This is a genomic window from Sulfurimonas sp. (assembly GCF_023228785.1).
Classification (GTDB): domain Bacteria; phylum Campylobacterota; class Campylobacteria; order Campylobacterales; family Sulfurimonadaceae; genus Sulfurimonas.
On the sequence record NZ_JALOAN010000010.1, the window covers coordinates 52976 to 71560 of the forward strand.

An 18585-nucleotide genomic window follows, 5' to 3' on the forward strand; every position below is an offset into this window, starting at 1 on the left:
AATTTTTCTCAAGGAGTTTGTTGTGGAGTATATAGAACACGGAATTTCTATAGGTGTAAACCGAGTAGATGATTTTTTCTTTATCAAGATGAAGATAGTTGGTAAGTTAACACATAATGACTATGCAAGTATGACTCCAATGCTAGAGAGTTCACTTGAAGGGGCAAAAGATCTTAAAGTAAAAATGCTTTTAGATGCTACTGAGTTTGATGGCTGGGAACTAAGAGCTGCCTGGGATGACTTTAAATTTGGAATGAAGTATAAAGATCTCTTTAGCAAGATCGCCATTGTTGGAGCTAGTACTACTGATGAGTATTTAGCAAAAGTTGGAAGTTGGTTTATAAGTGGTGAGATGGAGTTTTTTAGCTCACTTGATAGTGCTTATGCATGGCTAAGTAGAGAAGAGGTAAAACCTGTAACTCCTGTGCAAAAAGATATGCACTCAAGAAAGCAAACTATACAAGACGATTTAGAATCACTCTTTAGATCGAACCTTAGAGTGACCGGCTACAATGTCCCAGAGCCAAATGGACAAAATGCATCTGAAATTTTACTTGAAATCTTTGAAGAGAAATTAAGAAGCATACAAGATGATGTAAAAGCTAAAAAGTACATGAACTATTAGAGATCTAGTAAAAATCTCACAAAAATAAACTATGGATAAACAATGAATATAAAACTAATAAATAAAAATATTGCTGATATAAAAGCAGACATTAAAGTTGAGTTTTTAACTCCTGATGAACTTAAAAAACATAAAGAGTTTAAGCTTTTAAATTTAACTGGATTTAAAGCAGAGCAAGACTCTATCTGTTTTTTACATGAAAAAGGTTTGCTTTTTTGTGGTGTTGATAGCAAAAAAAGTGATGATATAAGAAGTGCAACTACTAGCATGATCAAAGCGTTAAAATCTTCAAACTATGAAAGTGCCGTTTTTGGTGCGTTAAAAGCCAACTCACTTGCTGCTATGGTTGAGGGTGTTGTTCTTGGTGGATATGAGTTTAATGATTACAAATCAAAACCTAAAGAAAATAAGTTAGAAAATATCTTCATTGCATCTAACGAGCTTGATTATAAAAAACTTAAAACTATCTTTAAAGATGCACTCATTATTTCTAATGCTACTTGCTTCACTAGAGATATAGTAAATACTGCTCCACAAGAGCTTAATCCTCTATCACTTGCATACTTAGCACAAAGATTAGCTGATGAAAATTCTTTAGAGTGTGAGATTTTTGCAGAAGATGAGCTAAAAAAACAAAACATGAACGCAATGCTTGCAGTTGGTCGTGCATCTATCCACCAAAGCCAACTTATCCACTTAGCTTATAAGCCAAAAAAAGCCAAAAAGATCATCTCTCTTGTTGGAAAAGGCCTAACTTATGATAGTGGTGGACTTAGCTTAAAGCCCTCAACTTCAATGGTAACTATGAAGATGGATAAAGCTGGAGCTTGTTCAGTTTTAGGCATCATTAAAGCTGTTAGTGAGTTAAAGCTAGATATTGAAGTTCACGCTTTTATAGGTGCAGTTGAGAACATGGTTGGTGGGGATGCTTACAAACCAGATGATGTCTTAGTTTCAAGAAGTGGAACCACTATAGAAGTTAGAAACACAGATGCTGAGGGTCGTTTAGTCTTAGCAGATGTCCTAGACTATGCACAAGAGAAGGTAGATGCAGATGCAATCTTTGACTTTGCAACTCTAACTGGTGCTTGTATGGTTGCCCTTGGTCAATATACAACTGGAGTTATGGGACACTCTCATAAGCTAAAGCATGAGATCTCAAAAGCCGCTACTGCTTCTGGTGAACTAACTGGTTCTTTGCCGTTTAACAAACATCTTAAAAAGCTTATAAAGAGTGAAATAGCTGATATTTCAAATGTCTCTTCAAAGCCTTATGGTGGAGCTATCACAGCAGGCTTGTTTTTAGATAACTTTATAAAAGATGAAAATAAAGATAAGTGGTTACATTTTGACATAGCAGGTTCAGCATACACAGAGACTCCTTGGGATTGTAATGTTTATGGGGCAACTGGTGCAAGTGTCCGTTTTATGAGTGAATACTTAAAAAATATATGACAAAAGAGCGCGAAGGCGAACTTTTAATGTCAGGACTCTCCATCTTGGAGAGTTGGTTTCCGATACTCTCAATAGTAGCCATTTCACACATCGGAGCACTTCATACTTATGCTTTTTCTCTATTTATTTCTTTATTCTTTTTTATATTTTTGATGCTAAAAAAAGATCTCTTTAGTGAGTTAAAAAATAGAGCCGCATATAGAGATCTACTACTTACAAGTTTTTGGATCACTACTCTTTTTGCCCTAGTTTTTATCGGTATGCAGTTTACTACAGCTGGCAATATGTCGGTGATAATATTTACTCAACTATTTTTCTCTTACCTCTATTTTAATGTTTTTGGCAAAGAAAAAATAGACTTAATTCATGCTCTTGGAGCTTTATTTATGGGTATAGGAGCTATTATCATACTTATTCCAGATGATTTGACTCTTAACAAGGGAGATCTTATAATCTTTGCAGCAGCAGCTATCGCTCCTATTGCAAATTTTTACTCAAAACGTGCGAGAAAATACTGCTCATCAGTGACAATACTTGGTTTTAGAACAATCATAGCACTTCCAGTTATAGCCCTTTTAGCTTGGATAATAGAGCCTAAAATTAGCCTAAATGAATTAGAAAATGCACTTCCTTATATCATACTTATCGGTTTAGTTATCTTTGGCATCTCTAAGATTTTATGGATGGAAGCACTTCATAGGATCTCTATCACAAAGGTAAGTGCTATGATTGCTTTTGTACCTCCTTTAACACTTTTTTTTGCTTTTGTATATTTAAATGAAGTGCCAGAATTTCGTCAAATGTTAGGGATAATTCCCATTCTTATTGGTGGATATCTATTAACAAAACCAATAAAAAGAATCTCTATATAGATGCAAACAAACACTAAAAAGCCAAATCTATACTTATTTACAGATGGTAGTGCCAATCCTCAAAAAAAGTTTGGTTTTGGTGCTTATCTACTTCTAAATGAAGATGAACTACACTCTATTACTCTCTCTAAAGAAGATGTCTTTACTAAAAAATTTGAAGATACTAGCTCATCTAAACTTGAACTAGAAGCCTTGCTTTGGGCACTAAATAAGATAAGTGTAAAAGAGAGAAAAGTTATTATTTTTACAGATTGTCAAAATATTATTGGGCTTTATGATAGGCGTAAAAAGTTTGAAAAAAACAACTATATGACCAGTAAAAAAACTCTTATAAAAAACTATGAACTATACAAAGAATTTTACAGACTTACAGATAATATAGAGTGTGATTTTGTAAAAGTTAAAGGTCATAAAAAAGATAAAGACAAAAACATGATTGACAAGATCTTTACTCTAGTAGACAAAGCAGCGAGAGATGCTCTAAGAGAAGAAGTTTTATAAACTCAAAGACCTTTCTCAAATTATCATATTTTTATCCCTCAATCACTTGAAAGTATTGTAAGAGTATAATGCCATTTATCTTAACTGTCTCATCATTAAACAGTATTAAAGAAACAAACAAATATAAATATATATCGGAGAAGAAATGGGTGTAAGTATAGGTCTAGTAGGACTTCCAAATGTCGGTAAATCAACAACATTTAATGCATTAACAAAAGCGCAAAACGCAGAGGCTGCAAACTATCCATTTTGTACCATAGAGCCAAACAAGGCTGTTGTTCCTGTTCCAGATAAAAGATTAACAGAACTTGCAAAGATAGTAAACCCCCAGAGAATTCAGTACTCTACACTTGATTTCGTAGATATCGCAGGTCTAGTAAAAGGTGCTTCAAAAGGTGAAGGACTTGGAAACAAGTTTCTCTCAAACATACGCGAAACTGAGGTCATCCTTCAAATAGTAAGATGTTTTGATGATGAAAACATTGTTCATAACGAGGGTAGCATAGATCCACTTCGCGATGTTGAGATTATCGAAGGTGAGCTTATTCTTGCTGATATTGAAGTTTTATCTAACCGTATTGATAGACTAAAAAAACAAGCAAAAGCAGATAAGAGTGCAAAAGAGATGCTAGATATGGCAGAAGAGTTGATGGAGTTTTTAGCTGAGGGTGAATTAGCAAGAAATTTCAAAGATGTTGATAGTGAAATATATAAGCAGCTAAATTCAGAAGTTAGATTTTTAACTAACAAAGAGATTATGTATGGAGCTAATACTGATGAAGATGGTCTTTTACAAGACAATGATTATGTAATAGCACTTAGAGATCATGCTACTAAAAACAATTGCGAACTCATCAAGCTATGTGCGAAGATTGAAGAAGAACTTATCGGTCTTGAAGATGATGAAGCGCAAGAATTTTTAACAGATCTAGGTGTAGAAGAGTCAGGACTAGAACAGATCATACAAAAAGGTTTTGATAAGTTAGGGCTTATGAGTTACTTTACTGCAGGCGTTAAAGAGGTTCGTTCTTGGACTATTAGAAAAAACTCAACTGCACCAAAAGCAGCAGCTGCCATTCACAATGACTTTGAGAAAGGTTTCATTCGTGCGGAGGTCATTTCTTATGAAGACTTTATAACTTATGGCGGAGAAGCAAAGGCAAAAGAAGCTGGAAAGATGAGACTAGAAGGTAAAGAGTACATCGTACAAGATGGCGATGTTATGCATTTTAGATTTAATGTATAAAATGATAAACTACTTATAAATAAACTCAAAGAGGCACTAGTGCCGAGGGCTTTCTGCCGAAGAAAACCAAGCGCGCACGACAGAGTACCCTTTGGGTATTAGCGTAGCCAAAGGGACTTTGTTCCTTTGGTGTGACAAAATAAATGAAGGTTTCTTTCATTTTATAACATAAAATTAAGGATATTATTATGGAATTAAAATATGTTGGTCCAAAGCCTATTATCTCTCATACAGGTATAGAATTTGATAACAATAAAGAAGACAAATATGTCTACTTAAATATAGCAGTTCAACTTATAAAAGCACTTAACCATGAGTACTTTGAGGATAAAGTATATACTTATGAAGCCTCAACTAAAAGACTAGAAAAAGATGAGCTCTTTGATGAGTTAAAAAAAATATGTCCAAATATAAATACTCTTGTGGAAAAACAAAATCATGATATAGAAGAAGAGATAGAACATGATTTAAAAAGAGCCCAAGAAAATAGTGTACTAAGTGAAGAAAACAAAGAAGTTTTATATAACAATATAAATATTATGCGCGATTATCTTATTCAAAGATCCATCAATAAAAGTGTTTACTATTGTGTTATATATGCACTAGCAGATATGCTAAAAAAAGATCATATCAACTATATAGTAGCTCCACTATTTCAAAAATTTGCTCATGTTCTTCACTCAGTCCAAGGAAGTCTAAAAAGACAAAAAACTCCAATAGAAACTGCAGTAGATGTTTTTAAAAAAGATAATGGTCTTTTTGTAAAACTAAAAGTAATCAACAAGTAGTACTACAAAAAGTAAAACCTAAAAGTTTAAAATATCCTCTAACTTGGGTTTTAGCTTGTCGGCAATCTCAAAAGCCATACGACTTGTACTAAGGATAGTTTTTGAGTCGCCTTTATCATCTTCAAGCTCTCTAAATCTCTCTAATAGCTGTTTTTTATACTCATTTAGCATCTGATCAATATCCATCTTTGAGTCTGGATTATCTTCTAATTCTTTTTCTAATTTTTTCTTATACTCTTCTAGCATCTCTTCTATCTTTTGCATATTAAAATCATGCATAAATTTAAAAGAACCCTTCTCTGTTAGGTCTTTTTTAAACTGTTGAAGTGCCGTATCTTCTGCGTTTATCTCGTCACGACTCTTATACTCTTTTATTTGAGTTTGAGTTTGTTTTTCATCATTTAAAGCAAACGCTATATCAGATTCCCGTGTTTCTTCTTTGTTTTTACTATAGTAAAAAGCACTTGTAGAACTACCAACTAACATAACCTACTCCTGTTTTTTAAAAACTATAAGCAATAACTATACCTTTTATTTTTAAAGTAAGCTTTCAAATAAAATAGATAAACTTTCATCAAAAAAACAGGGCTAACTTTGACTCTACAAAACTTAAATACACATATTTCTCTAAACTCTAAAGATATAAGTGCTGAATTTAAAAGACTCTTTCATGGTCGTGGTGGACTTTATGATGGTTTTAAACATCTCACTATTGACTCTATTGACACAGTTTTAAGTGTGGCTTTGTACGATGAAGATCCTAACGAGGGCGAACTACTAGATCTCTTAAAAGCTTTTATAAAGAGAACAAGACACGAAACTTTAATCTTACAAAGAAGATACAAAAAAAATTTTCCAACTGAGGTAATTGTAGGAGAGTTAAGTGATGAGATCTTTGCTCTTGAAAATGGTATGAAATTCAGACTAAATTTACTCTCAAACCGTAACAGTGGTTACTTTGCCGACATGAAAATAGGAAGAGAATTTGTAAGAGAGAATGCAAAAGGCAAGAGTGTGCTAAACCTTTTTTCATACACTTGTGCCTTTAGCGTGGCAGCTCTTTTTGGCAGTGCGAAGAGTGTCTCAAACATAGATATGAGTAAAGCATCTCTAAGTATAGGTCGCTCAAACCATCACATAAATGATCTCAATACTAAAGGTGTTAATTTTGCGCCTTACAACATCTTAAAGTCTTTTTCTCGTATCAAGAAAAAAGGTCCTTATGATCTCATAATTATAGATCCACCAAGTTTTCAAAGAGGAAGTTTTGAAGCTACAAAAGATTATAGAAAAATCATTGCAAAGCTTCCAGAGATCTCATCGGACAACTGCATCTTACTAGCTTGTTTAAACTCGCCAGAGCTTGACTCTTCTTTTTTAAAAGAGCTTATATGTGAGCTAGCTCCTGAGTTTGAGTTTAAAGAGAGACTTCCAAACCTAAAAGAGTTTGAGAGCCTTGATGAAGAGAGAAGTCTAAAAAATCTAGTCTTTAAAAAAAATAAAGTAGAAAAGTATTAGAACTTTCTACTTTGGAAAAGTACTCATCATCTTTGTGATGGCAGAGTCTATATACTCTTTTCTTTTTTGAGGAGTTTTCTTATCTTTTATCTCTTGTATTCCTGTAACTCTCCAAACTATCTTTTTATTTTTTGGGTTTAGTGCATCTATAATTAAAGTGCCCTCTTCGTAACTGTGAGTATTTGTAGTTGAAACCGCAGCTCCGCCATACCTATACATACCAAAACCCATCATCTGGTAGCTTGTTTGGATATCATTTTTCTGTTGAATATCTATATGAAATACAAAGATAAGGTCAGCTTCCTCCTCTTTGGAACTCTTTTTATAACCCTTAGCTTGCAGATTTGATTCTAAGGAGTCAATGATTCTGTCGTATAAAAGTGTATCTTTACCGACTTTATCTTCATGTTTAATAACAAAACTTTTTTGTTTAGAAAAATCAAAAGTATCGTCATAATCCCTACTTATTTTTAGAGTCGAACAACCTACAAAAAGCACTAAAGCACTAAGTAATATAATAATATGTTTCATAATTTTCTCATCATTTTTTTTCACAAAAGTCCGCTAAGAGTCCATTTTTTACCATTTGGTAAGTCTCTTCGCCCTTTAATTTTTTAACAATAGCTAAAGCAAAACACATAGCAGTTGCAGGTCCACGAGATGTTAAGACATTTGCATCTTCAACAACCATTGTACCATCTCCTACATAGCCCTCCTCTCTTATCTCTTTTTCTACTGATGGATAACAAGTATAGCTTTGCTTTAAAACCCCTGCTCTATGAAGTGCATAAGGAGCCGCACAGATGGCTGCTATATTTTTACCTTTACTATCCATCTCTTTTAGTATATTTTGCACATTTTCATCATCAGCTAAGGCATGAGTTCCATCCCATCCACCTGGAAGTGCTATCATATCAAGCTCGTTAACCTTTACATCTTTGATATTTATATCAGTTACAATACTTATGCCGTTTGCCCCTTTTACAGCGTTTGCCCCATTAAGAGAAGCTACCAAAACTTCAATTTCTGCTCTTCTTAAAACATCTATAATAGATACAGCCTCTATCTCTTCAAACCCAGTAGCTAGTGGTACTAAAACTTTCATAAAATTCCTTTATCGTTATGTTATTCTAATAATAGTATAATCGAAAAAATTTTACAAAGGCAAATTTAAAAAGATGATAAATTATGAAACTATAAAACCTTGGCTTTTTAAACTAGATCCAGAAAAGGCTCACCTTTTAGCGGAGACTGCACTAAGGGTTGCAAATATATGTCAGATGCCATTTAACTCTTTTTTAGAGTCTCACTTTGTGAGTGATGACGCTTTAAAACAAGAACTCTTTAACAGAGAGTTTTTAAACCCTGTTGGTCTTGGAGCTGGATTTGATAAAAATGCAACTATGCTTCGCGGTATACAGATCCTAGGATTTGGTTTTAGCGAGATAGGAACTATCACACCTCTTGCACAAGATGGAAATCCAAAGCCCAGAATGTTTAGACACATAGAAGAGAAAACTCTACAAAATGCTATGGGTTTTAACAATGATGGCGCATTAAAGATTCAAAAAAGACTTAAAAAGTTCTACCCATTTACAACTCCAATAGGTGTAAATATTGGTAAAAACAAAACAACTACAGAAAAAGATGCCATAAGTGACTACACAAAACTCATAAAAACTTTTGATGGTTTGGGTGATTACTTTGTTATAAATATCTCATCTCCAAATACTCCAGGACTTAGAGATTTACAAAACGAAGAGTTTATCACAGAACTTTTCAAAGAAGCAAAAGCACTTACAGATATGCCAATACTTCTTAAAATTGCGCCTGATATGACAAAAGAAGATGCAGTAGCACTTACTAAGATGGCAGTTGAAAAAGGTGCTGATGGCATCATCGCAACTAACACAACTGTAGACTATTCACTTGTAAAAGATCCAAAAGATATAGGCGGACTAAGTGGCGAAGTTTTAAAAGAGAAGAGTTTTGAGGTCTTTGAGGCTATTGCAAAAGAACTTTATGGTAAAACTACCCTTATCTCAGTTGGCGGGATTGACTCCGCAGAGGAAGCTTACAGACGTATAAAAGCTGGAGCATCTTTAGTTCAAGTCTATAGTTCATTAGTATTTAACGGACCAGATCTAGTTATGAACATAAACAAAGGGCTTATAGAGCTTATAAAAGCTGATGGATATACAAATATTACAGAAGCTATAGGTGCAGATAGAGCATGAAAATATTCTTAGCATTCTTACTAACTTTAGGGACATTAATGGCATCATCACTACCTCATTATGAGACAAAAACACTAAAAAATGGACTACAGATAGTTGTAATTCCACTGCAAAATTCTACAAATGTGATCTCTACGGACATCTTTTACAAGGTTGGAAGTAGAAACGAGATCATGGGAAAAACGGGCATTGCTCATATGTTAGAGCATATGAATTTTAAATCTACAAAGAACCTAAAGTCTGGTGAATTTGACAAAGAAGTAAAAAGCATAGGCGGAGTAAACAACGCTTCAACGAGCTTTGACTACACTCACTACTACATAAAATCAAGCACAAACAATCTTAGTAAATCTTTGAAACTCTATGCTGAACTTATGGAAAATCTAAATCTAAAAGATGATGAATTTCAACCTGAGCGTGATGTTGTAGCTGAAGAGAGACGTTGGAGAACTGAAAACTCTCCACTTGGTTACTTATACTTCTCACTTTTTAACAACGCATATGTTTACCACCCATACCACTGGACTCCGATAGGGTTTATGAATGACATTCAAACATGGACTATTGACGATATAAAAGATTTTCACAAAACTTACTACAAACCAAACAATGCCATTTTAATGGTTACAGGTGACATAGATCCAAAAGATGTTTTCAAACAAGCTGAGGCTGAGTTTTCTCACATAGAAAATGGAACTAAGATTCCTGAGTTTAAGTTTGTAGAGCCTCCTCAAGATGGAGCAAAAAGAGTTACTATTCATAAAGAAAGCGAAGTTGAACTCTTAGCTATAGCTTTTCATGTTCCTGACTTTAAAAGCAGAGATCAAGTAACACTTAGTGTGATCTCTGAGATCCTCTACTCTGGAAAGAGTTCAAGACTATACAAAGAGTTAGTTGATAAAAGGCACCTAGTAAATCAGGTATATGCCTACAATATGGAAAACATAGATCCAGGTCTTTTTATATTTTTAGCATCTTGTAACCCTGGTGTAAAAGCTGAGGATGTTGAGAAGATCTTAATAGAGCAAATAGATCTAATGAAAGAGAGTGAAGTAACTAAGGCTGAACTTGACAAAGTTAAGATCAACACAAAAGCAGATTTTATTTACTCGCTGGAGAGTTCATCGTCTGTTGCAAATTTGTTCGGTAGTTATTTGGTTCGTGGAGATCTAACTCCGCTTTTAACTTATGAAGAAAATATAAACAAAGTAACTTCAAAAGAAGTTTTAGAAGTTGCGAAGAAGTACTTTGACTTTAAGAAGTCAACGACTATTATACTTAAGAAGTAGGAACTTTGAGCCTCGAAATCCGTTTGGGCTTTGAAGGACTAAGTTACTGTTAAACTTTATCTACGAGGTTAAAACCTCGCTTCCGAAAGCTTAACAAGCTTCAAGCTAAAGCATCTTTTTGGGAAGCGATGCTTTAGCTTCGCACTGTTAGGCTTTAAAGTTCAAAATTCCGATCTAACCTAATTGTGAAACTATAGAAGTCTCAACATCTGCGATATCAGCTGTTCCATCAACTGTGATATATTTTAGTGAATCATTCTTAGAAGCTTGCTCTTTGTAGTAGCCTATAAGTGGCTCTGTTTGCTCATGATAAACTTTTAAGCGGTCAAGAACTACCTCTTCTTTATCATCATCTCTTTGAACTAGATCTTCGCCAGTTATGTCATCTTTACCATCAACTTTTGGAGGATTGTAAACTAAGTGGTAAGTTCTTCCACTTGCAAGATGAGCTCTTCTGCCTGACATTCTTTGTACTATCTCGCTATCTGCAACATCAATCTCTATAACTGCATCTATTTTAATTCCTGCGTCTGTAACTGCATCTGCTTGAGCTAGTGTTCGTGGAAAACCATCAAGAAGATATCCATTTTTGCAATCATCCTCTGCTATGCGATCTTTTACAAGTCCTATGATTATCTCATCAGTTACAAGTTGACCTGCATCCATAGCAGCTTTTGCCATTTTTCCCATCTCTGTGCCTGCTTTTATAGCCGCTCTTAACATATCACCTGTAGAGATTTGAGGGATATTAAACTTTTTTGTTAAAAATCCTGCCTGTGTACCTTTTCCAGCACCAGGTGCTCCGAGTAATATAATTCTCATTATCTATTCCTAATCGTTTGTTTAGTAAAACTATATAGTATTGAGTTTAAAATAAGCTCAATTTTACTTTTTTTTAGCAATAAAAGTAAATGAATGCTCTGAACAATTGTTAAGTTGGATCCTGAATCAAGTTCAGGATGACGCGTCTTGTCGTTCCATGCGTGTCTTGTCATCCCATGTGTATCTTGTCATTCCGTGCATATCTTGTCATTCCGTGCGTATCTTATCATTCCGTGCATATCTTGTCATTCCATGTGTATCTTGTCATTCCCGTGCGTGTCCGTCATTCCGTGCTTGACACGGAATCTAGTTTATAAATTAATCAAAAAGCTCAATCTACACTATCTCTATAAACTTACTTGACTTTAAAAAATAAATCTGTTATTATTTTCTACTTTAAAAAAAAGGATATGTTTTGGCAATCGTTTCAACAAAAGGTGCTTATGGTTTAACAGCCATGATAGTGCTTGCAAAAGAAGAAGATGGCAAGAAGTTGTTACAGATAAAAGATATAGCTAGCAAAGGGGATATTCCTCAAAACTATCTTGAGCAAATCTTAGTTCTTCTAAAAAAAGCCGCTTTGGTTGAGAGTGTTAGAGGATCTAACGGCGGTTATAGACTATCTAAACCTACAAGCGAAATAAGCGTGTTTGAAATACTAAACTCATTAGAGTGTTGTATGGCTCAAACTGACAACAAAAGCAACAACAACATGCTTGAGGCTTTTTGGCAAGATACACAAGAGAAAATTAAAGGGATATTTTCACTCTCTTTAAAAGAGTTAGAAGAGTTTTTAGAACAAGACTCTCAAAACATTATATACCACATATAAAAAGGCACAATTGCCGAGGGCTTCCTGCCGAAGGAAACCAAGCGCGCACGACGGAGTACCCTTGGGGTATTAGCGTAGATGGCGGGATTACTCCCGACATCGTAACAAATAAATGAAGGGTTCCCTTCATTTTACTAGGTACCCCTTGAGGGTGTGAAATAATATTAAGGAAATAGACTTATGAAAATAGCACAAAATGTAACTGAGTTAATTGGAAATACTCCACTTGTAAAGATAAACAGTATCTCAAATGAGACAAATACAATCATTCTAGGTAAGTGTGAGTTTTTGAATCCTACTAGCTCTGTAAAAGATAGAATTGCTCTTGCTATGATAGATGCAGGCATAGCTGATGGAAAGATAAATAAAGAGACTCTTATCATAGAACCAACAAGTGGAAACACTGGGATTGGTCTTGCAATGGTTTGTGCCTCAAAGGGTTTAAAACTAACTCTTACTATGCCAGAATCTATGAGCTTAGAGAGACGACAACTCCTTAGTGCTCTTGGTGCTAACATAGTTTTAACTCCAGCAGCACTTGGGATGAAAGGTGCTATTGACAAAGCAGCAGAGCTCAATGAAGAGGACAAAAATAGTTTCATGCCTCAACAGTTCAACAACTCAGCAAATCCTGCTGTACATAAAAGCACTACTGCTCAAGAGATACTAAGAGATACAGATGGGAAGATTGATATCTTAGTAGCAGCAGTTGGAACTGGTGGCTCGTTAACTGGAATAGGAGAAGCACTAAAAGAGAACAATCCTAACATAGAGATCATAGCAGTTGAGCCAACAAGCTCACCTGTTATTTCAGGAGGAAAAGCAGGACCTCACAAGATCCAAGGTATCGGTGCTGGTTTTATTCCAAAGGTTTTAAATACAGAGATCATAAACGAAGTTATACAAGTAAGCGATGAAGATGCATTTGCTACTTCAAAAGCTTTAGCAAAAAATGATGGTCTTTTAGTTGGTATATCAGCCGGAGCAAATGCTCATGCTGCAAGACTTGTAGCAAGTAGAGAGCACAACAGAGGAAAAACTATAGTTACTATACTGTGTGATACGGGAGAGAGATATCTAAGTACTGCTCTGTACTCATAATTGGAAATTAAAATATGAAAAAAAACAACGACATTTTTAGACCATTTGTAGATCCAGATGTGAGTTTTTCTGAGATCTCAAAAGATATAATTGGAGTAAACAAAGAGAACTATTTTGACTATACAGCTTCAGGACTTGCATTTGGACCTATAGAGGAGAGACTTCAAGAGGTTTTAAAAACTTACGCAAACACTCACTCTGAGTTTGCAAGTGATGCAAAGACTACCTCTTTTTACTACGACATAGCAAGAGAAAATCTTAAGCGGCATCTTGAGCTTGAGAGTGACTTTGTTTTGCTTCCTTGTGGAAGTGGAGCAACTGGAGCTATAAAGAAGTTTCAAGAACTCTTAGGGCTGTATATCCCACCAGCTACTAGATCTAGGTTTAAGATAGATCTACAGATGCAAAAACCGCTCATCATCATAGGTCCATTTGAGCATCACTCAAATGAGATAAGTTACAGAGAGGGAGTATGTGACACGCTAAGAGTTCCACTAGATCTTACTGGAAATGTAGATCTAGAGTTTTTAGCAGATGCATTAGAGAAAAACAAAGAAAGAGAGATCATAGGTGCATTTTCTACTGCTTCAAATGTAACTGGGATCATCCCTCCTTATGAAGAGATCTCCAAACTACTTAGAAGATATGGAGCTATTGTAGCTTTTGATAGTGCTGCATCTTCGCCATGTTTAAATGTTGATTCTAAGTTATTTGATGCCCTGTTTTTATCGCCTCACAAACTTCTAGGCGGACCTGGCACTTGTGGGCTTTTAGCAATAAGAAAAAAACTTATAAATGATAAAGAATCCCCTACTTTTGCAGGTGGTGGAACTGTTGCTTATGTCTCGCCAGATGAGCATATTTTTAACTCCGATATTGAGATCCGAGAAGATGCAGGAACTCCTGCAATCCTTCAACTAATCAAAGCTTCTTTTGCTTATCAGCTAAGAGGCGAGATAGGTATTAAAAGGATTCAAGAGAGAAAAGTTGAGTTATTTAAGATATTAAAAGATTCACTAAAAGATGTCGGAGAACACACAATCTACGGGCAAAATCAAGCTCATAGTAGTGTTGGCATCTTAGCCATAAACTTTCATGGAATCACACCCTATGAGCTTTGTGAGAAACTCTCACTTAACTTTGGGATCCAAACAAGAGCGGGATGCAGTTGTGCCGGACCTTACGGACACGATCTCTTTGGCATATCAAAGGTTTTAAACAAAAATGAAAAACCTAGTTGGCTCAGAATTAGTGTGAATTATACTCACAGCATAGAGAGTATAGAAAATTTAGTTAATGCTTTAAAGATATCAGTAAAAGAGTTAAAGAGCAGATAGATTAGAAGTATTTTGCACAAAGTCAGTCAAGTTAACTTTGTGCATGAGAGGTACACTTGTATAAAAGATTAACCTTTTATACTAAATGCTCCTATCTCTTTTTGAAGTTTTTCAAGTTTTTTGACGAGTTGCTTGATCTCATACTCTTTAGTCTCATCTACAGTTCCGCCATGTAAAAACTCTTCTGCTGTAGACTGGAATGCATCAACTAGCCCTTCTAGTTTTTCTTTTGCGTTATCAAATAAATCTCCAAATTCATCGGAAACACTCTCTTCTAACTTATTGATTTTTTTTGAAATCTCATCTTTGTTTTTAAATACATAATATGCACCAACACCTGCGATAGCTGCGCCAAGTGTGAAGCCTAGTAAATTATTATTGTTCATTTTGTCCTCTTTATTTTTTGGTTTTTCTTTAAAAAACTGTGACAATGCATTAAATGCGATAGAGGCGGTTGTTAACTTAGTAATCCCATTAGAAGCCTTGGATGTTAAAAATTGGCTCTCATTTGCTAGTCTCTTTAGTAAATCACTACTCTGCTGGGTAATGACACAAAGATTCTTTGAAAGAGTAGAAAACTCCTTTTGAGCAAGGTCAATAAAGGTATCTAGTTTATACATGGTTTTAGTGCGCTCTACAATAGAGAAAACGACAACCGGAGTGATGATAACCATGCATACTGCAATTACTCCTACAAACAGGAGAAGAAGTTCTTGTTCACTCATTTTATAATCCTTTCACCACTACGATATAACCATTGTACTCTTATTTTTTATTAGTTTACTTGGGAATTTTGTTAGTTTTTAATCATCACTATTTTAACTCCTAAAACATATTTAGCATTGGTAGGATTCCGAGAAGCCTTACTTCTGAGAGTCTGACAACTTTAAAGTTCTACATCTCTTTCTCGTTCCATCCTCTCCTGAGGTGGAATGTATATATATGCGTCACACCTCAGGAGAGGTGTGACGAGGTTGGGAGAAGTGTGACGAGGTTCCTATAGTAAATTCACAATAACTTCACAAGAATAATGTATGATACAAAATACAAACCTTATGAGAGAGGATTTTATAAAATGAAGTTATTGTTTTTACATATATGTCTTTTTGGCTTAATACTCCAAGCAAACACCTTATCGCAAAAAGAGTGTATAGATAAGACACTCAAATATCATCCTGATATTAAAAAGCTCTCACTTAGTGTCTCAAAAACTGAGGCTATGGTTGGGATTGCAAAGGCTGATTATCTTCCTCAGATCAATGCAAGTGCACAATACAATCCAATAGACACTTTTGTTATGCCACAAAATGGAAGCTTTAGCACCATAGAAGATGATAGCTGGCAAGCTGGTGTACAACTTAACCAAAAGCTTTATGATTTTTCTAAAACTACCTCTACAATTAGCGCTTATGAAAAGGACAAAGAGATTGCATCCTTATCTTTGAATAATCAAAAAGCTCTTCTTGCTTATAGTGTAAAGATCCAGTACAACATTGTACTTCTTCAAACAAAAGCACTTGAAGTAAGAAAAAAAGATCTTCAAACAAAAGAAGAGCTATACAATCAAGCAAAAGCATTTGTAAAAGAGGGTTTAAAAACTGAGGCAGATGCACTAAGCCTTCTCAGTGCGATGTATATTGCAGAAGATAGTCTAGCTGAGATAGAATCTGAACTAAACAAAGCTCTCTCTACCCTCTCCTTATACATGGGAGAAAAAATAGACCCAAATACTACCTTTGAAGATAATAGTGTAATAAAAGAGAATAATATAGAGGATTCACACTCTCTTCTTGAGAAGATTTTAGCAAATAACTATGAAGCCAAAAGTCAACAACAACAGATACACAGAGATGAGTTTTTATATAAAGCCTCAAAAGCCGGGCACTATGGCTCTATAGATGCAATAGCATCATACTCGCATCAAGATACTCTAAACGAATATGATACATCCATGGTTGGTATTTCTATAAATATTCCCATATATAGTGGTGGGAGAGTGAGTGCGCAGACTCAGCAGTTTAGCATTGCAAAAGATGAGTCAAAAGAGAGTTATAACTCTAAAAAATTACTTCTTGAAGATGAGATGCAAAGACTCATTATTGATCTTAAAAAATTCAAACACACAGTAAAAGCTAAAGAAGCGCTGTTAGAGTCTTCACAAGCAGCTAAAGAGATTGTTGAGGCTAGATACAAAGAGGGGCTTTCAACATACATAGAAGTTCTTGATGCATCTTCAACTTATCTTTTTGCTAGCTTAGGGCTTTTAGAAGCCAAATTTAGTATAAATAACATTATCAACAGACTAGACTACTTACAAGGAATCATACAATGAGTGCATGGATAAAATATAGTATTGGTGCGATAGTTATTGCTTTAGGAATTATTGTTTTTTACAACAAAGTATATGTAACAAAATCAACTTTTAGCACGACTAAGCCTGTTTATGGGGATCTGTTTGTAAGTGTTAAAGGGATTGGAAATGTGGATGCAAAGAACATCTATACTATTACTGCACAGAGTGGAGGAAAGATAGAAAAGATCTTCTTTGATGAGGGAGAATGGGTAAAAAAGGGAGATCTACTACTAAGTATTGACCCTGTAGATTTGCCTATGCTCTTAGATGAGCAAAGAGTAGCACTTAAAAAAGCTACACATGAAGTTCACACTTCACAAAGTAATCTTGAGAGCCTAGAAGCTCAAGAGTCACTTATCTTGGTCACTAATAACCGATATAAAAAATTACTAGAAGATAGATACGCAACTCAAGCAGAGTTTGACAAAGCCCATAGCGATTTACAAAATATGCGCGCGCAAATGGATTCTGCAAAAGCAAAGATAGCATCTGCAAAACTAGAAATCCAGAGACTTGCTAAAACTATAGAGGCTACAGAAGAGAAGCTAAAAAGACTCAAAATCTACGCTCCAAGTGATGGATATATAGTTTCAAAAGATGCGGAGCTAGCACAATATGTTTTGCCATCAACTCCTATCTTTAAAATAGTAGATCCAAAAACACTCTGGGTTGTAGTAAATGTAGATGAGAGACTAGCTCATAATATAAAACTCGGTCAAGATGCATCTATAGTGTTAAGATCCAAACCAGATGAAAAACTTCAAGGTGTAGTAGAGAGAGTTGTGGCGATTAGTAATGCTGTAACACTTGAGAGAGAGATTGCAGTAGCATTTAGTGTCACTCCAAGTAAGTTTTATATAAACGAACAAGCAGAGGTAAATATAAAAACAGCAAAGCATGAAAATGTTTTAAAAGTTCCCCTCACTATTATGCGTACAAAAGAGTCTAAAAAAGGTCTTTGGGTTGTAAAAGAAAATAAAGCATACTTTACTCCTGTTACTGTTTTAGCACAAAATGATGATGAAGTTGCCATCTCTAGTGGCATTAGTGTTGATAGTGAGCTTCTTATTCATAAAAATTCAAACAAACCACTTAGCGATGGTATGAAGATATTTAGATGATTAATTTAGCCGCAAGAGATATAAAACACACTCTTGGAAAGTTTATTGTAACTGCTATGGGGGTTGGTATGCTCCTTGGAATTGTTCTTATTATGATTGGTGTTTACCGTGGGATGATGGTTGAGGCTGAGATCTTACTAAATGATGTAGGTGCAGATCTATGGATAGTTCAAGAGAACACTTTAGGTCCTTTTGCTGAGCCCTCAAGAGTTCATGAAGACTTCAAAGACATACTCTATGTTATGAATGGAATCGACAAAAGTGAGGCTCTTACCTTTCAAAATATTCAACTCCCAAGTGCTGATAAGCCTGTTAGAGTTGTGGCTGTTGGTTATGATATTTATGGAAGCTTTAACCCCATCAATCCTGAGAGACTCATAGCTGGGCGTGAGCTTAAAAATGACCACTATGAGATTGTAGTAAGTGATAAAACGGGCTTTGAGCTAGAAGATAGGATAAAACTTGGAAGAAACTTCTACAGAGTTGTA

19 protein-coding genes and 1 pseudogene are annotated in these 18585 nt (G+C 35.0%); 15 read left to right on the forward strand and 5 right to left on the reverse strand.

Translation table 11 applies throughout. The annotated features are described in order from the left end of the window. Window positions 1-22 precede the first annotated feature (22 nt). The 6 genes from M0Q24_RS04045 (at window position 23) to M0Q24_RS04070 (ending at window position 5487) form a co-directional block, all read left to right on the forward strand. A complete protein-coding gene (locus tag M0Q24_RS04045; RefSeq protein WP_295047623.1) occupies window positions 23-625 on the forward strand; it encodes an STAS/SEC14 domain-containing protein in 603 nt (200 codons plus the stop codon). A gap of 42 nt (window positions 626-667) precedes the next feature. Beyond that, window positions 668-2080, forward strand: a complete 1413-nt coding sequence (locus tag M0Q24_RS04050) for a leucyl aminopeptidase (protein ID WP_295047626.1) — start codon at window positions 668-670, stop codon at window positions 2078-2080. Next, window positions 2077-2952: a DMT family transporter gene (locus M0Q24_RS04055; protein WP_295047629.1), complete on the forward strand. Its 876-nt coding sequence runs from the start codon at window positions 2077-2079 to the stop codon at window positions 2950-2952. Before M0Q24_RS04050 ends, M0Q24_RS04055 begins: the two co-directional genes overlap by 4 nt. Further along, complete coding sequence (locus M0Q24_RS04060; protein WP_295047632.1) at window positions 2953-3453, forward strand: RNase H family protein; 501 nt, start codon at window positions 2953-2955, stop codon at window positions 3451-3453. It begins immediately after the preceding gene. A gap of 145 nt (window positions 3454-3598) precedes the next feature. After that, entirely contained in the window at window positions 3599-4699 is a 1101-nt protein-coding gene (gene ychF, locus M0Q24_RS04065; RefSeq protein WP_295047635.1) for a redox-regulated ATPase YchF, read from the forward strand. Window positions 4700-4887: 188 nt separating this feature from the next. Continuing rightward, window positions 4888-5487: a hypothetical protein gene (locus M0Q24_RS04070; protein WP_295047638.1), complete on the forward strand. Its 600-nt coding sequence runs from the start codon at window positions 4888-4890 to the stop codon at window positions 5485-5487. 18 nt (window positions 5488-5505) lie between these two features. On the opposite strand, the gene M0Q24_RS04075 is transcribed toward M0Q24_RS04070, so the two are convergent. Then, window positions 5506-5973, reverse strand: a complete 468-nt coding sequence (locus M0Q24_RS04075) for a hypothetical protein (RefSeq protein ID WP_295047641.1) — start codon at window positions 5971-5973, stop codon at window positions 5506-5508. A gap of 108 nt (window positions 5974-6081) precedes the next feature. On the opposite strand from M0Q24_RS04075, the gene M0Q24_RS04080 reads away from it, so the two are divergent. Then, complete coding sequence (locus tag M0Q24_RS04080) at window positions 6082-7005, forward strand: class I SAM-dependent methyltransferase (RefSeq protein WP_295047644.1); 924 nt, start codon at window positions 6082-6084, stop codon at window positions 7003-7005. Window positions 7006-7011: 6 nt separating this feature from the next. Here the strand turns inward: M0Q24_RS04080 and M0Q24_RS04085 are convergent, their stop codons facing one another. Further along, window positions 7012-7536 (reverse strand): DUF4136 domain-containing protein, encoded by a 525-nt coding sequence (locus M0Q24_RS04085; RefSeq protein WP_295047647.1) that lies wholly within the window; start codon window positions 7534-7536, stop codon window positions 7012-7014. Between the two features lie 10 nt (window positions 7537-7546). Beyond that, window positions 7547-8110 carry a DJ-1 family glyoxalase III gene (locus M0Q24_RS04090; protein WP_295047650.1) on the reverse strand — a complete coding sequence of 188 codons (564 nt, stop codon included), beginning with the start codon at window positions 8108-8110 and terminating at the stop codon, window positions 7547-7549. A gap of 73 nt (window positions 8111-8183) precedes the next feature. On the opposite strand from M0Q24_RS04090, the gene M0Q24_RS04095 reads away from it, so the two are divergent. Continuing rightward, window positions 8184-9242, forward strand: coding sequence for a quinone-dependent dihydroorotate dehydrogenase (locus M0Q24_RS04095; protein WP_295047653.1), 1059 nt, complete (start codon window positions 8184-8186; stop codon window positions 9240-9242). A 38-nt stretch (window positions 9243-9280) separates the two neighbouring features. After that, complete coding sequence (locus M0Q24_RS04100; RefSeq protein WP_295047655.1) at window positions 9281-10531, forward strand: pitrilysin family protein; 1251 nt, start codon at window positions 9281-9283, stop codon at window positions 10529-10531. A 174-nt stretch (window positions 10532-10705) separates the two neighbouring features. On the opposite strand, the gene adk is transcribed toward M0Q24_RS04100, so the two are convergent. After that, window positions 10706-11353: an adenylate kinase gene (gene adk, locus M0Q24_RS04105; protein ID WP_295047658.1), complete on the reverse strand. Its 648-nt coding sequence runs from the start codon at window positions 11351-11353 to the stop codon at window positions 10706-10708. Window positions 11354-11768: 415 nt separating this feature from the next. On the opposite strand from adk, the gene M0Q24_RS04110 reads away from it, so the two are divergent. The 3 genes from M0Q24_RS04110 (at window position 11769) to M0Q24_RS04120 (ending at window position 14623) form a co-directional block, all read left to right on the forward strand. Continuing rightward, window positions 11769-12185, forward strand: a complete 417-nt coding sequence (locus M0Q24_RS04110; RefSeq protein ID WP_295047661.1) for an Rrf2 family transcriptional regulator — start codon at window positions 11769-11771, stop codon at window positions 12183-12185. A gap of 180 nt (window positions 12186-12365) precedes the next feature. Next, window positions 12366-13286 carry a cysteine synthase A gene (cysK, locus tag M0Q24_RS04115; protein WP_295047664.1) on the forward strand — a complete coding sequence of 307 codons (921 nt, stop codon included), beginning with the start codon at window positions 12366-12368 and terminating at the stop codon, window positions 13284-13286. Window positions 13287-13300: 14 nt separating this feature from the next. Next, complete coding sequence (locus tag M0Q24_RS04120; protein WP_295047666.1) at window positions 13301-14623, forward strand: aminotransferase class V-fold PLP-dependent enzyme; 1323 nt, start codon at window positions 13301-13303, stop codon at window positions 14621-14623. A 68-nt stretch (window positions 14624-14691) separates the two neighbouring features. Here the strand turns inward: M0Q24_RS04120 and M0Q24_RS04125 are convergent, their stop codons facing one another. Beyond that, a complete protein-coding gene (locus tag M0Q24_RS04125; RefSeq protein WP_295047669.1) occupies window positions 14692-15348 on the reverse strand; it encodes a YtxH domain-containing protein in 657 nt (218 codons plus the stop codon). 350 nt (window positions 15349-15698) lie between these two features. On the opposite strand from M0Q24_RS04125, the gene M0Q24_RS04130 reads away from it, so the two are divergent. From M0Q24_RS04130 to M0Q24_RS04140, 3 genes and pseudogenes are all read left to right on the forward strand, one after another. Continuing rightward, the gene (locus M0Q24_RS04130; RefSeq protein ID WP_295047672.1) at window positions 15699-16955 is read left to right on the forward strand and encodes a TolC family protein; all 1257 of its coding nucleotides are present in this window, start codon (window positions 15699-15701) and stop codon (window positions 16953-16955) included. Then, window positions 16952-18097, forward strand: a complete 1146-nt coding sequence (locus M0Q24_RS04135; protein WP_295047675.1) for an HlyD family efflux transporter periplasmic adaptor subunit — start codon at window positions 16952-16954, stop codon at window positions 18095-18097. The genes M0Q24_RS04130 and M0Q24_RS04135 overlap by 4 nt, the downstream gene beginning before the upstream one ends. Further along, window positions 18094-18585 (forward strand): annotated as a pseudogene (locus tag M0Q24_RS04140) (ABC transporter permease); the annotation flags it as partial. The gene M0Q24_RS04135 and the pseudogene M0Q24_RS04140, both read left to right, overlap by 4 nt.

Excerpts from the sequence above, each read along its gene's own strand:
- M0Q24_RS04050 (WP_295047626.1), top strand. The coding sequence starts at position 668 with ATGAATATAAAACTAATAAATAAAAATATTGCTGATATAAAAGCAGAC.
- M0Q24_RS04055 (WP_295047629.1), top strand. The coding sequence starts at position 2,077 with ATGACAAAAGAGCGCGAAGGCGAACTTTTAATGTCAGGACTCTCCATC.
- M0Q24_RS04060 (WP_295047632.1), top strand. The coding sequence starts at position 2,953 with ATGCAAACAAACACTAAAAAGCCAAATCTATACTTATTTACAGATGGT.
- ychF (WP_295047635.1), top strand. The coding sequence starts at position 3,599 with ATGGGTGTAAGTATAGGTCTAGTAGGACTTCCAAATGTCGGTAAATCA.
- M0Q24_RS04070 (WP_295047638.1), top strand. The coding sequence starts at position 4,888 with ATGGAATTAAAATATGTTGGTCCAAAGCCTATTATCTCTCATACAGGT.
- M0Q24_RS04075 (WP_295047641.1), bottom strand. The coding sequence starts at position 5,973 with ATGTTAGTTGGTAGTTCTACAAGTGCTTTTTACTATAGTAAAAACAAA.
- M0Q24_RS04085 (WP_295047647.1), bottom strand. The coding sequence starts at position 7,536 with ATGAAACATATTATTATATTACTTAGTGCTTTAGTGCTTTTTGTAGGT.
- M0Q24_RS04090 (WP_295047650.1), bottom strand. The coding sequence starts at position 8,110 with ATGAAAGTTTTAGTACCACTAGCTACTGGGTTTGAAGAGATAGAGGCT.
- M0Q24_RS04095 (WP_295047653.1), top strand. The coding sequence starts at position 8,184 with ATGATAAATTATGAAACTATAAAACCTTGGCTTTTTAAACTAGATCCA.
- M0Q24_RS04100 (WP_295047655.1), top strand. The coding sequence starts at position 9,281 with ATGGCATCATCACTACCTCATTATGAGACAAAAACACTAAAAAATGGA.
- adk (WP_295047658.1), bottom strand. The coding sequence starts at position 11,353 with ATGAGAATTATATTACTCGGAGCACCTGGTGCTGGAAAAGGTACACAG.
- cysK (WP_295047664.1), top strand. The coding sequence starts at position 12,366 with ATGAAAATAGCACAAAATGTAACTGAGTTAATTGGAAATACTCCACTT.
- M0Q24_RS04120 (WP_295047666.1), top strand. The coding sequence starts at position 13,301 with ATGAAAAAAAACAACGACATTTTTAGACCATTTGTAGATCCAGATGTG.
- M0Q24_RS04125 (WP_295047669.1), bottom strand. The coding sequence starts at position 15,348 with ATGAGTGAACAAGAACTTCTTCTCCTGTTTGTAGGAGTAATTGCAGTA.
- M0Q24_RS04130 (WP_295047672.1), top strand. The coding sequence starts at position 15,699 with ATGAAGTTATTGTTTTTACATATATGTCTTTTTGGCTTAATACTCCAA.
- M0Q24_RS04135 (WP_295047675.1), top strand. The coding sequence starts at position 16,952 with ATGAGTGCATGGATAAAATATAGTATTGGTGCGATAGTTATTGCTTTA.